Annotated in this window: 9 protein-coding genes; 1 reads left to right on the top strand and 8 read right to left on the bottom strand. The window is 45.9% G+C overall.

All coding sequences use genetic code 11. The annotated features are described in order from the left end of the window. Positions 1-60: 60 nt before the first annotated feature. From PCH02S_RS00555 to PCH02S_RS00545, 3 genes are all read right to left on the bottom strand, one after another. Complete coding sequence (locus PCH02S_RS00555) at positions 61-1,653, bottom strand: extracellular solute-binding protein (protein ID WP_127449058.1); 1,593 nt, start codon at positions 1,651-1,653, stop codon at positions 61-63. 112 nt (positions 1,654-1,765) lie between these two features. Then, positions 1,766-3,373 (bottom strand): response regulator transcription factor, encoded by a 1,608-nt coding sequence (locus tag PCH02S_RS00550; RefSeq protein WP_127449056.1) that lies wholly within the window; start codon positions 3,371-3,373, stop codon positions 1,766-1,768. After that, positions 3,348-5,111, bottom strand: a complete 1,764-nt coding sequence (locus PCH02S_RS00545; protein WP_164819375.1) for a sensor histidine kinase — start codon at positions 5,109-5,111, stop codon at positions 3,348-3,350. The genes PCH02S_RS00550 and PCH02S_RS00545 overlap by 26 nt, the downstream gene beginning before the upstream one ends. Positions 5,112-5,325: 214 nt before the next feature. Between PCH02S_RS00545 and PCH02S_RS00540 the strand changes: the two genes are divergently transcribed. After that, complete coding sequence (locus tag PCH02S_RS00540; RefSeq protein ID WP_127449052.1) at positions 5,326-6,669, top strand: S-layer homology domain-containing protein; 1,344 nt, start codon at positions 5,326-5,328, stop codon at positions 6,667-6,669. 40 nt (positions 6,670-6,709) lie between these two features. On the opposite strand, the gene PCH02S_RS00535 is transcribed toward PCH02S_RS00540, so the two are convergent. The 5 genes from PCH02S_RS00535 to PCH02S_RS00515 all read right to left on the bottom strand — a co-directional run bounded on the left by PCH02S_RS00535 (position 6,710) and on the right by PCH02S_RS00515 (position 13,874). Beyond that, positions 6,710-7,567, bottom strand: coding sequence for a serine/threonine-protein kinase (locus PCH02S_RS00535; RefSeq protein ID WP_127449051.1), 858 nt, complete (start codon positions 7,565-7,567; stop codon positions 6,710-6,712). 223 nt (positions 7,568-7,790) lie between these two features. Further along, positions 7,791-10,001 carry a helix-turn-helix transcriptional regulator gene (locus tag PCH02S_RS00530; protein ID WP_127449049.1) on the bottom strand — a complete coding sequence of 737 codons (2,211 nt, stop codon included), beginning with the start codon at positions 9,999-10,001 and terminating at the stop codon, positions 7,791-7,793. A 197-nt stretch (positions 10,002-10,198) separates the two neighbouring features. Continuing rightward, positions 10,199-11,881: an extracellular solute-binding protein gene (locus PCH02S_RS00525; RefSeq protein WP_127449047.1), complete on the bottom strand. Its 1,683-nt coding sequence runs from the start codon at positions 11,879-11,881 to the stop codon at positions 10,199-10,201. 118 nt (positions 11,882-11,999) lie between these two features. Beyond that, positions 12,000-12,875 carry a carbohydrate ABC transporter permease gene (locus tag PCH02S_RS00520; protein ID WP_127449046.1) on the bottom strand — a complete coding sequence of 292 codons (876 nt, stop codon included), beginning with the start codon at positions 12,873-12,875 and terminating at the stop codon, positions 12,000-12,002. A gap of 12 nt (positions 12,876-12,887) precedes the next feature. Next, positions 12,888-13,874 (bottom strand): ABC transporter permease, encoded by a 987-nt coding sequence (locus PCH02S_RS00515; protein ID WP_127449044.1) that lies wholly within the window; start codon positions 13,872-13,874, stop codon positions 12,888-12,890. Positions 13,875-13,965: the final 91 nt, after the last annotated feature.

The raw sequence follows: 13,965 nt of genomic DNA, 5'->3' as shown, positions 1-13,965 counted from the left end.
TCGGACCGTCTGCATTCGGATATGGTTGCGGTCCGAGAAGCACAATATTTTACGCGATCCCTATTTGCTCATCGCATCGAAGGCAGCTTGATAAGCTTGTTCCAGCTCATCGACCTTCATTTTTTTCAACGTGGCGGTGTATTCGTTCCATTTGTCAAAGCTGGTTTCGCCTAAAATAAATTTGATAGCGGACTCCTGCACATATTTATCGAGATCGGCTTTAATCGGCACAATTTTTTCGGTGGCTTCTTTATTGAATATCGGTGCGCCGTACATGACTTTGGATGTGAATGCTTCAGAAGCAGCAGATACTTCTTTCGTTTTCTCACTCAGCACAATATCGTCTACGATGATGGTTGGGAAACCGCCGCCTGGCACAAGATTGACTTGCCCCAGTGCCGCCATCATACCGCGTGGGTCGTTTTTGATGCTGTCAGCCAGCACCGGTTTACCATTTTGCATGGAATAAGATTGGCCTTCCACCCCATAGTTGAAGAAACGGCTGCCTTCCTCACTGAAGAAATAATCGACCCAGCGAATAGCTGCTTCCGGATTTTTGTTAATCCTTGTGATAGCGAACGTACCGATTGGCGAGGCCAGCGGGCTTCCTGTGCTGAGCAGTTGGTCTCCATGCGGCCCTTTGATCGGAGCCATTCCGCTGAACTGATTTTCAACCTTTGTAAACGGGTCGGAGGCATAGATGAAAAACATTCCATACAACGCCTGGGACAGGTTACTCCGCCATTTCGGAAGATCAGCAGCAAAAAAATCAGGATAAAGCAATTTTTCTGTATACAACTTGTTCAGGAATTGCAAAAGCTCTTTGTATCGGTCGTCAGCCATCCATAACTTCACTTTATTGCCATCAATATTGGCGTTGGTGCCGAGCTGATGGTCCAAACCAAAGGAACCGGCAAACGTCGTAAAGATCATCCCTGGATCACGTAAGCCAAGTGGAATTTCATCCTTTTTGCCATTGCCATTAGGGTCTTGATCGCGGAATGCACGCAGAACGGTAAAAAGTTCATCCACATTGGTCGGCGCTTTCAAGTTCAGCTTCCGCAACCATTCCTGATTAATCCAGACCTTATCTCCCCGTCCAGCAGCCTGAAGCCGGATCACAGGAAGCGAATAGATATGGCCGTCTGTGGCCGTGATCGACTTTTTGGCATCCGGGTATTGTTCGAATAGCTTTTTCAGATTCGGTGCGTACTTATCGATCATTCCCTCCAGAGGAATCAACATTTGCTCCTGCATACCGTATTTGGAGATGTCGGTATTGGTTAAGTTCGCTCTCAAGAAAACATCCGGCAGTTCGTTGGAAGCGAATAGCAGATTCCTTTTCTCATCGCATCCTTGCGTTGGTGTTTCCTCGTAGTTCATCTTAATCCCGCTTTTTTTCTCGTACTCCTTAAGTACAAGCACATCTTTCCAAGCAGCCTGATTCGGGTCTTTGCAGCCGAAAACTCGCATGGATACTTCCGATTTGACGATCGGGAATCCTGTGGGATTCAACACCGAGCTGACAGCTTGTTCATCCTTTCCTTTTGACTGCTCAGTGGCGGTTTTGTCTGCCGATGTGCATCCGCTGAGCAATACGAGAAGTGCTGTCGCCCCGATGCACAGATTTGTTAACGGTTTCATTTTAGCCATAGTTATTCAACCCCCTATATATATGTGTTTCTGCAACTTTGAATTTATTATAGGTTGTTAGGAGAAATTACGGCGTACGACATATTTATAATAAACGTCAAATGTTTGTCATTTACTTGTTATGCTTATTGGCATAGACATGAGGCGTTTCCCCCATATGCTCTTTGAACAACTTAATAAAATAACTGTAATTGTTAAAACCGACCTGCTGGTAAATTTCCTTGATTGAAGAGGCTCCCGTGCGAATCAATTGAGCGCTTCGATCAATGCGGTACGCCGTCATATATTCGGTAAATGTGCTCCCCGTCTCTTCCTTGAACAATCTGCTCAGGTAAGGCGGCGTTATGCGCAGCTGCTCTGCGGTTTCCTCCAAAGTAATCCCGGTACTGTATAATTGCTGAATAATCCTAACCGCTTGTCCGACATATCTCGTATAACGCGCTGTGGTATCGTGCATACGGAGCTCCTCAATTAACCTCACATACAATGCTATCAGATTTTGTTCAAACGCTTGTGCGCTTTGTGGAACGGGCAATCCGGCCTTCATTTCTTGAAAAATCCACTCCGCGTCAATGCCTGCCTTTTGGGCAATTTTCACGGCGAGTTGAAACAGTTCTGCACTGGTGCTGGCCACTCTTTGCGGCAGGGCATGCCCGCTTGCAGCGCATGCGGATGCGATGTCACGAATAACTCGCGAGGTTGCCTCTGCATCACAGGCTTCAGCAGCGGCTAAGAGCTCCTTCTCCTGGTTCAGGGTAACGAACGATGCCTGCCCCCCGCCACTCTTCTCCACATTCGGTTTATAGCCTTGCAGCTTATCCATCTGGTTTCGCAATTCAGTGTAATAATTCGATATCGAAGCCAGCCGGTCAAACAGGGGAGAACGAACAATAAAACCTGCCGCATTAAAATAAAGCTCAAGCGATTTATCCAAGCGCGATTTTTTTGCTTCAATGCGCTGTTGCATCGCGTGTTCGCTTCGTTCGTTTTCAAGCGAAAACAGCACGCCAAACGTCCCTTTTTCCAAATACACGGCACAACCCGAATCTCCGACAATTTGCATCGCCATATCGGTTATTGAGCGCATATAAAGCGTAAATTCCTGTTCATTCATGCGTAAAGAAAGCGAATCGACGTGCATCAGCTTCATCAGGAACAGGACATGCAGCTGGTCGTCCCGTCCATAAGGCATGTCCTGAAAGTGTTCAGCATAATGACAACGTTCTTCCAATGTACCAGCGCCAATCAGCAGTTCTTTAAGATAACTCTGACTGACAGCAGGACTGGCCGATTCCCATTTCAGCCTCTCCCTATCGCGGGCGGTTTGTTTCGCCAGCTCTTCGTGAACCTTCTCTTTTACGATACTCAGCACCGGAATAAGCGTCGAAGGCGATAGCGAATGCTTCAGTAAGTAATCCATAGCCCCGTAATGCAGCGAGCCTCGAACGTAATCGTACGAATCATAGCTGCTGAGCGCAATAATACGAACTTGTGGATGGAGTTCTGCGATTTGCCGGACAAGCTCGACCCCTCCCATGCCAGGCATGTTCATATCCACAATCGCCAAGTGCGGCTTGATCATAGAGATAAGCTGAAGCCCCTCATTCCCGTCGCACGCCTCTCCGCAAAATGTAAACCCGAAATTTTCCCAATCTATAAGTGAACGCAAATGATTGCGCACGAGTAGCTCGTCGTCAACCGAGATAACTTTGAGCAGCATGTTCCATTCTCCTTCTCACTTGAGGTATGGTTAGTTCAACGGTTGTGAAGATATCCTTCTGACTGTAGATTTGCAGACCATACGGCTCGCCATAGGCAAGCTTAAGTCGCTCGCTGATGTTGCTTAGACCGATGCCGCCTGATTGTGAGAACCCACTTGTGTCATTCCCTTCGTCGAATAGGTGCTCAAGCTTTCCACTAGCAATGCCTACACCATCGTCGGTCACAATCAGTTTGAGTCTGGCAGGTCCATCGCCGTAAATCCGAATAGAAACGGTGCCTTCCCGGTCCGTTGTGCCAAGTCCATGATTCATCGCATTTTCCACAATCGGTTGCACGATTAGCTTAGGGATCAGACAGTCGAGCACCTCATCTTCTGCTTTGACAACGACCGCAATGCGATCCAAAAACTTGTACCGTTGAATGCGCACGTATCGGTTTACTTGTTCAAGCTCCTCACGGACCGTGATCATCTCCCGCTTCGGATCAATGGCGTAGCGCATGAGCTCTATCAAGGAGCCGGAAATATCTTCGATATTCGAGGCATGCTGAATGCGGGCCAAGTACTTGATTGTATTCAGCGTATTATACAGAAAATGCGGTTTAATCTGCGCTTGAAGCGCTTTGTATTCGGCTTCGCGCTTCTCCTTTTCCTGAATCCTGACCTTCTTAAGCAGTTCTTGGAGGTGATCCATCATCGAGACAAACATCTCGCTAAGCTGTCCAATTTCATCATCGTTATGGATGCGCGGTCTCGCATTCATATGACCTTCGCGAACCAGCTTCATGGCGCTGTGCAGGCGTTTGATATTTTTCGTCATTTGCTTGGAGAGAAAGATGGATACCATTAGCACAACCGCCAGGACAACGGCCGTCATGGTCAAGATTTGGCTGCCGATCCCCTTCACCTCACTCAATAATACAGAAAGAGGTACCATGGTAATCGTGGTCCAGCCCGTATAGGTTGAGCGCGTAGATACGGCCAAATAGGAGCGGTTGTCCATCTGAAGTTTGCTGCTTTTCGATGTGCCAGGCTGAACAGCGGATGCGAGAGCTAACATTTGCTGATCTTCCAGTCTGCTGCCGATACGTTCGCTTCTTGAATCGTAAAGAATACTGCCGTTTTCATCGACTACAGCTACCAAGGTTCCGGCTAAAGGTTCGATCTCATAGACCTGCCTGATCAGGTTCAGATCAAAATCGATGATGCATAAACCGATCAAACTGCCGTTAGACAGCACGGGACGCACCAGCATGATCTTGCCATTGCCTGATGGATCAAAAATAAGATGTCTGCGATTCTCGCGAATCAACGGGTCTTGCCAAAGCGAAGCGATAAATTCAGAATTGCCTGCTCGATAACCTGTATAAAAGACAACATCGCCTTGTCCGACAACGGTGATTTGGCGCACATAATTTTTGAATGCAGCCATCGACGCGAGAAAATCTTCCACCACTTTCTTCTGTTGGAACCATTCCAGCGAGGGGGCTTCAGCATGGCTGAGCAAACTTTGATGGATTAAATCGCGTATGACAATCGATTTTGCAATATTGTCCGTTTCTTCCACCATGGACTGAAGATTGGTGTTTGCTCCCTGAATTCTGTCTGAAATATAGGTCGTTGCATTCCTTTCAATCACTCTTGCGGAGCTATAGTACGAGCTGTATGCGATTACAAGAATAGAGAAAAGAATCGTTAAGCCAAAAGCTGTGAACATTTTGCCTTGTATGGTTTTCATTCTCAAGGGTCTTTCCTTCCTCTCGGTGTTACTCAGGCTTTGGCAGCGTAATAAGCCTAACTTTTTAGTTATATAGTTAACTCCTTCTGCTTCTTTCACATTGTACCTCTTTTCATTCAGCAAATCTGCCTTTTTTATTGACACCCATAATCTTAACTGATATAGTGCAATAAAACATAGTATTCCTATAAGAATTAAAACGGAGGTCTTTTTCATGCCAATCAAATTATTGAAGTCCCGCAAGCCCTTGCAAACAGCCCTTTTAACAGCTGTCCTCCTAGCCTCAGTAAGCCCATTAAGTAACGCTGCTGCGGCGAGTGATTCTGCCGTCTCTTACAAACAATTTTTGAATGATAAGTATGCCATCACCTTGTCAGACTCCTTATCCAAAGGTGATTTCGTAATCGCAGTGAACAACATTTTAAAAGGGGAAGCGAAAGATCAAACGAATGTATTTACAGATTTGCAAAAAGACAGCCCCTATTACAATGCAGCACTTGCCTTACATGAAAAAGGTATTCTTTCCGAAGGCAAGCTGCAGGGGGATCAACCGCTTACTCAATTGCAGGCCACTTTTATTGCTCTAAAAGCCTCCGGCTTGCAAGAACTCGCCTATACATATCCCAAAGATAAAATCAAAGCCGCACTAGCCAAAGTACATATTGACTACGATCAAAACAATCAACTTACGCTTCAAGCCGCTCAAGAGCTGGCCGCAGCGATTGATACAGGTCTAGTATCTTCTGAATTTGTAGCGGATACGGCTGCCAGCCAAAACTTCGCCAACGACTTGCTTGGTAAGATCCTTACGTTTAACGGACAATACAAACATTATCTTGGAACAACTTCCGATGACGATATCTTCCGCAAAATTAACGATGCCTGGCATACGGAGGATCTTATTTCATCCACAGATTTACGTTCTGTTTTCGATGAGGCTTTGAAGAAAAATCTCATTACCGGATACAACTTGAAGGATTCTCGTTTCGATGCCAATTTTGATCCCAAACAATCGCTCACCTACGGACATTCGGACATCAAGCATGCAATTCAATTGATCGGGTTGCTGCGCAGCGAGAACATTCAAGCGAAAGTACAGTTAGAGCCCAAAACGTCCGCTTTCATCTATTTAAAAGAGTGGGGCGAGCCGACACAAACCGAGGATTATCAAGTCGTCCAAATTGAAAACGGCAATTTCATCGCCTATGCCAAGGAGTACGACATTGAGTTCGAATTTGATAACGCTGAGCAAAAAAACAAATTCCAGCAGGTCATTCTCCAATATGCGAAAAAGAACAGCAATGACCAAACAGGTCTTATTTATTCTTCCTGGTGGCAGCCGCTCTACTATTCCTTATCTGAATTGAAAGACTATAAGGTGATTGCAAACAATAAAGTCAGCAAAGGACATTATTATGCGCAGTCCTTCTCCCTCAGCGATAAATCGGAAGAAGTTGTTGCTGGTCTCAAGAAAATTAACCCCGGCTTGAACGTCGACTCCTATAAGTTCTGGGTAGACGAACCGTTTTACAACTATTTGCTAGGTGACTTTAAATAAAAAAAAAAACAGTTGGTCGGGATTCCGACCAACTGTTTTTTTATTTAACTGCCGAATCCCATGCCAATTTGAATGCCGACACACTTTCATACCTATTTTCCCTGCTTGGTTCAACAGCCTTCAAAGCGATCTGATAGAGCTCATCTCCTGCCTCCCAAAGCTCAAACGAACGATCACGCTCTCCGCCTAGCAAAGCAAACGCTGTTGCTCCCATGTTAAATACATTGGTGCAACCGTCAATTTCGGCACCGAGCGTAACCTCTTCAGGTGACATGAATCGAGAAGATCCCCATAATCTCCCCATCGTGTTGAAAAAAGGTCTTCTTTGATAAAAATCGATATCGCAAATTTTCATTTCATTCTTGGTGAAATTGTACAGCAAGCTCCCGTCATAAAAATCAATGGCAACAAAGCTATTTTTCTCGATATAGGCATGGAAGCTAAAAATTCGTTCCAACGCATCTAACCTTTGTGCTACGGACAAGTTCTTGAATCTATAAAAAGGGGACCGGGGATCGTTATATTTCGCCGGAGGCGGAAAAGACCAATGCGGGTGAAGGGTTTCCCCGTCAAACCACTCGAACACTGCCGCGTATCCCGAACTAACTTCAAAATGATCAACGAGTTTAATGAGCGAAGGGTGACTTAACTCTAGATAAAGCGGTATGGCACTTTTCAATTGATGGATGGCGTCTTGCGGGTCACCTGAAAAGGTTATAGTTTTCGCACCGGCATATTTGACGAACAATTTCTCGCCATTTTTCTCAACACCAAAGCTTATATTCCCAGAGTCCTGCTGATCAAACACCTGAAATACACGACCTAAACTCGCAAGCCAGCCAAAATCGTGTTCCTCTTGCAATTTGAAGATAACGTCGTCGATTTTTGTTTCAATCATTGAATTCCTCCTCGGTTTTTGTGGTTCTTCTATATCAATATATCCGAGCCTGAGCGGAACTACAGGGTCCTATTTTCCCGATCGACTTTACTTTTCAGCCAAATATGAGAAAATAAGGGACCACAGTTCCCCTCACTGGGCCAAAAGCCAACTTTTCAGACAAATAGCGGACTGTAGTTCCACCTGAATGGATTCCGAGCCTCCCCCTCAGGTTTCCCTATACTTACTGATGCACTTTCCTGTAATCGCCAGGCGTAGTACCAATCATTTTCTTAAAAGCCCGAATGAAGGACATCTGGTGTACATAGCCGACCCGCTCCGAAATCTCTTGAATCGGCAGGTTCGTGCCACGCAGCAGCTCCTTCGCATGCTCCATCCGAACTTGGCAGACGTACACGACAAATTTCTCGCCGAAGTCTTCTTTGAACAATGTGCTCAAGCTGGAAGCATTCATATGGAACTGATCGCTTAGGCTGGACAGGGACAGATCGGGATTGCTGAAATTTTCCTCGATATACGCCTTCACTTTCTGAACGACGCCATGATTCCCTTTGCTCTCGCGGATCGCTTCTATTTTTCTGGCGCAGGAAGTCAGTGTCTTCGAATAGAAAAACTCCAGCTCCTCCAACGTTTCGAGCGCATCCATATTTTCATCCCATGGCGTCCGAAACTCGCGATTCCACAGCTCTTGATAGTCCGGAGGCAGCTCCATCATTTCCCGGTAAAAATAATAGTTCATATAGCTCAGAATACCGCTAATTTCTTCCCTCGGCAGCATAAGTCTGCGCAGCCCTTCAAACAAGAGCCGCAACTGCTCCTCCCAACCGTCATTTCCTACGCGGAAAGCTTGAGCGATCGTGCGCACATATTGCAAATACACGTAAAGATCATCGTGCGATAAAAGCTCAATCTCCCAATGTCCAATCACGCGATTGCTGCCAAGCGCTGATTTATAGTCAAGAGCCCTTGCAGCCGCCTCATAGGACTGAACGATGGCATTTGCTTCCGGCACGGTGTTCCCTAAACCGAAGGTTACGGTTAAATTCAAGTTATCTTGCATCCACTTGCGCGCCTGCTCGGATACTTCCAGCATAAGCGATTCCGCAGGCTGCTGCTGCTCTTCAAAAAAGATGATGCACAGCCGATGGTTCGTAATCCATTCCTGCCAAATGCGAAGGCCTTTCGCTTCCGCTGTCTCTTCCACGACTTTTTTCAAAATATACTTGAAAAGACCCTGATCCCTCCGGGAATGTTGGCTTAGAAAATCGATATACTTATCGATTTCGCCAATGCTGACCGATGCGCTGCCGAAGGAAGCAATGCCCATCTGGCGAAGCTCCGCTTCCCATTCCGCCCGGTCAATCGGGTTGCTCCCTTCCACAAGCTCCTTAAACAACATTAGCTGTCTATATTTTTCATTTACCTTGGACTGTGTCTCATACTCCTCACTTACCTCGATCATATTGCTCAGCGTGTAATCGATATAACTAAGCTCATCGCCCGACAGACCTTGAATGGGATTATGCTTGTGCACTTGATTATATTTCTGTATGCGCGACATAATCGTTTCAATCGGCTTGTAGTTTTGACGAGTTATGTAAACGACCCAGCCAATGCCAATCAGCAGGCCAAGGAATCCGATGATGAACCAACCGCTTGTCATATAAAAATAAATGTTGCCGAGTCCTTCCGTCTTGAAGCTGTTGGCATACGTCCAACCCGTGTATCCCGACACGAGCGTCGTATCGCCCGCTTTGGCCTCAAGACCGGCTGCTCCGAACAGTTTATGGCCCTCGTTATCGGTAACTGCGATTTTGTTCACTTCCGAATTCCCGTATTTCTCCAAAAACTCTTGAATCGCCGACATCTTAATATTCACAACAAGAAGTGCAATCCCTTTGCTATGGATGGGTACGCCGCTGCTGATCGAGATAACTCTTTCTTCCGGATTTCCATTCTGAATGGTGCGGAAGATGCGTGGAGTGCTCCACTGTACTTTTTGCACATTAGCTAAGTTGCTTTCTATGTAAGCGCTATCTCCGAACTGATCCATTTTTAATATCGTTTTATCGCTAACAATCGTTCCATCGCCTGATCTGTAAATATAAACGGAATCGATCCACGCATTCGATGTTGTCATGCTTTGAAGCAGCTGAGAGAGCTCAATAATAAATGAAGAATCGCTTTCCATGCCGGCAAAAGTCGTGAGCTTCACATTCCTCGTGATCGTCTCGAGCATCATAATTTCAATAGATCTCAGCGACATGTCGATGCTGTTTTGAATATTTTGAACATAGACTTGGCTTGATTTCATCGCTTCTTTTCTGGAAAGGTCATTCAACTGCACAATCCCGATAAAAACAAATAAGCAAACAATCAGGATGAATACTGGTAAATAGGAAAGAAGCAAACGATGAAACCAATTTCTTTTCATGATGAAATTCTCTCCTTATCAGGATTAGTACAATTATCTTATCATACAGCCCCGATGTGTGGGCAATATACATAATTTCGCTGCATAAACACACATGGCAAAAAGGCCGCCCCGCGCCTGACTCGCGCTGGAGAAGCCTCTTCTTCCCTTCAATCCAACGTGCTTGTTAAACGGGAAGGAAGATAGGTGAGTTCGTTTTATTTGCCCAAATACTTGTAGTAATCTTTGGTGAAAATAACATCGTTTTTGTTATCGGTATAGGCTTTCTTCAAAAACTCGTCAACGCCTTTGCCGCCGCCTTTTTCCCAGGTGTCTTGCGCGTCCTTCATCGCTTGGTCAACGGAATAGCTTGCACCGCTTACAATGGCTTTCGTATACGTGTTCGTTAAAGTCGTTTTGAGCGTATTTTTAATGACCGTCATATCATCCGGCAAGCTGACTGGCAGAATCGCTTCCGTTGTATTTGGACGATCTGGCGTAATATAAGCTGCACGCGCTTGTGTAATCAAATTCAAATATTCCTTGTCCAGAGGTTTATTCGGATCAAGCTGATTGGAATACTCCACGCATTTGCCCATGGAGCCGGTTTGCGTCATCATTTGAAAGTCGCCGTTCCAGCTCAGCTCTTTTTTATTTTTCTCCGCATCGATCGGCTTCGGACATCCGTCGCTGCCAACCTTGTAGTGTACGCCTTCCACCCCGAACATGAGTGTCTTCTGGACGTCCGGCGACATTAGCCAGTCTACGTATTTTACGACTGCTTCCACATTCTTGGCTGTTGCATTAATGCCCGCCACAAACTGCATGTTAGGGTTGGCCGCCGGTGAGAATTGGCCGAATTCCGACTTCGGAAGCGGCAGGATCGCTACTTCCGCGTTCGGGTTGTTTTTCTTGAACGACTCATAAGTTGTGTAGATTGATGCTCCTTCCAGACCGCCGGATCCCCAAATGCCAAGTTTGCCGTTAACCCAGTCCTGCTGCGCCTTCGCTCCGGTTTTGTCGGCAAAAATATCCTTATCTACCGCTCCTGCGTCATATAGACTTTTCTTAAACGCCAGATCGGCCTTCGGACGGTCCCAAGTCCGCGTATATTGGTCGTTCAGCAAATGATAAGAAGTAATGGACGACATCGGCATCAACTCATCGCTCGCTTGACCAAGCTGGAAGAAATAGTCGACATCCCAGAAGGTCGTTCCGAGCGTGTCTTTTTTGCCGTTTCCATCCGGATCTTGATCGGTGAATGCTTTCGCAACCTTTAGATATTCCTCTGTCGTCGTAGGCATTGGAAGCTTGAGCTTATCCAGCCAGTCTTTGCGAATCATCAGGAAGTGGTTCGACGTAAACGGCGTCGTTCTCCCGAAGAAGTACGTTTTGCCGTTAAATTTGGTGAGCTTTTGAATGTTCTGATTTTCCTGGAACATCTTTTTATAAGTCGTCGAATATTTGGAAATAGCGTCTTCAAGCGGGATGATTTGCCCTTTGGATGCCAGATCCTTCATATACGGATTCGAAAACTCCATAATTAAGTCAGGCGCCCCGCCCGAAGCAAACATGACGTTGAATTTCTCAATCGAATTGGAACGAGGAACCGGAATAAATTCAACTTGAACGGGTGCATTTTCGTTAATCCACTTTGTCCAGCGATTATTCGTGATCGTGCCTTCTCCTTCAGGAACCGCGTTCCGGTCGTAGATGGAAACGGTAATTTTCGGTTTTGGCCCCGCCGGTTTCGCGCTTGCTGCTGCCGTTGCCCCGCTGCCAGGCGTTGAAGCCGTATTCGCCGCTTCTTTTCCCGTTGAGCAAGCTGTAAGTAAAGCCGAGCTCGATACAATCATAGCTAATGTCACGGATGCTGTTTTCATCAACTTGTTTTTTTTCATGTTCCGTTGTCACCCCTTAGTGAATTAAACGCCGCTATGCTTTTCGTTATTGTCTAAATCTACCACGTTTTGAAGGGCTGGATCACCTCCTTAATTTGGTAAACCCATGTAACTGACGTCACCCTTTCACCGCTCCAATCATGACACCCTTCACGAAATATTTTTGCAGAAAAGGGTAGACGATTAGCATCGGTAGTGTCATGACAATGACCCCTGCCGCTTTCATTCCTTCAGGCGTCAGCTTCATAGCCATTTCAGGCTGCGTATTCGCCATCTCCTGCATAAGCGTCTGGTTCTGAATCAACTGCTGCACGAGAACTGTCAAGTTTAACTTGCTTGCATCATTGATGTAAATTAACACGTTCATGAAGGCGTTCCAGTGACTAACTCCGTAAAAGAGCGATAATGCTGCCACTACCGGAATCGATAACGGTAATACAATTTGTATGATCAGCCTCCATTCGGAGCAGCCGTCGATTCGCGAAGCTTCTTCCAGTTCCTCAGGGAGTGCTTCAAAAAAGCTTCTTAACACCATCAGGTTCCAGACGCTCACTAACCCAGGCAGCCATAAGGCGCCATAGTTATTTAGAAGGCCCAAGCTTTTGAGGAGCAAATAAGTAGGAATTAATCCCGCCGAAAAAAGCATCGTAAAAATGATGGCGAACGAATAAAATTTACGTCCGATAAAATAGCGCTTCGACAAGGGATACGCAGCAAGCACTGTAAAACTTATATTAAGAACAGTCCCTACGACTGTAATAATGAAGCTGTTTGCAAGCGATCTCAAAATCGGCGTTTCCTTAAATAAGGCTTCATAACCGCTGAAGTCCAAATTCACGGGCCAGAGGCTAACAACTCCGGACATCAAGGCATGTTTATCGCTTAAAGACATCGCCAAAATGTGAACGAGCGGTAGCAGGCAGCTCATACCGATGACAAATAAAACGACATAATTGATCGTGTAAAACAATTTTTCTCCACTAGTACTGCTCATGAGTTCCTCCTCCTACCATAAGCCTTGGCCAAAATAACGCGCGATCCGGTTCGCCAGAACGACCAGCACCAAGCCGACAAGGGATTCGAACAATCCCATTGCGGTAGCTAAACTGAAGTTCGCCTGCTGGACGCCAATTTTGTACATAAACGTACTAATGACTTCCGAAACTTGGGAAACCGCATCGTTCTGCAAGACGTACACTTGATCGAAGCCTACTTCCATCAGGTGGCCTATTTTCAAAATCAGCATAATGATGATCGTTGGCAAAATGCCCGGCAGCGTAATTCGGAGCATCTGCTGCCACTTATTAGCCCCGTCGATGCTGGCCGCCTCATACAAACTTTGATCAATGGACGTCAGCGCCGCCAAATAAATGATGGCTCCCCATCCGGCATCCTTCCATATCCCCGATCCGATGTAGATCCCAATCCATGTTGATTCTTTATATAAAAACGGGATGGTCGTTCCAAAAAGCCGCTCGATCACATGATTAATTGATCCTGTATTTTGCGAGAACAGGGTAATGACAATGCCCCCGACGATGACCCAATTGAGAAAATGCGGAAGATAGACGAACGTTTGAACCATTCTTTTGAACGCCATTTTTCTCACTTCATTCAGCAATAACGCCAGAATGATCGGGACCGGAAAGCCGATTACAATTGAAAGTCCACTGAGCAGCAGTGTATTCCAAATAATATCAAGCATTTGATCATTGCTGAATATCAGCTTAAACGAACTGAGCCCTGACCATGGACTGCCCCATATCCCTTTAATAAAGCTGTACTTTTTAAAGGCGATTACAAGGCCTGTCATCGGATAATACTTGAAGACCAGAAAGAAAATCATGATAGGCAGAAACATCAGATACAAGGGGATGTTCTGTTTCAAAACCCGCTTTCCATACTTCCTTACCAACCAGTTGGGTTTGGCCTTGGCAGATGCTTTCGGCTGACCTGTGATGGCCGGCGAGGATGGCGGGAGTGGTTTATTCATTGCTGTCACTTCCTCGTCTTGTGATTGATTGAGCCCATCGTACCTGGCTTTGGTTCGTTCGCACAATATACATGATTTCGATGAGTAAACA

The organism is Paenibacillus chondroitinus NBRC 15376 (assembly GCF_004000765.1).
Taxonomy (GTDB): domain Bacteria; phylum Bacillota; class Bacilli; order Paenibacillales; family NBRC-103111; genus Paenibacillus_E; species Paenibacillus_E chondroitinus.
This window is presented reverse-complemented; position numbering and strand designations above follow the sequence as displayed.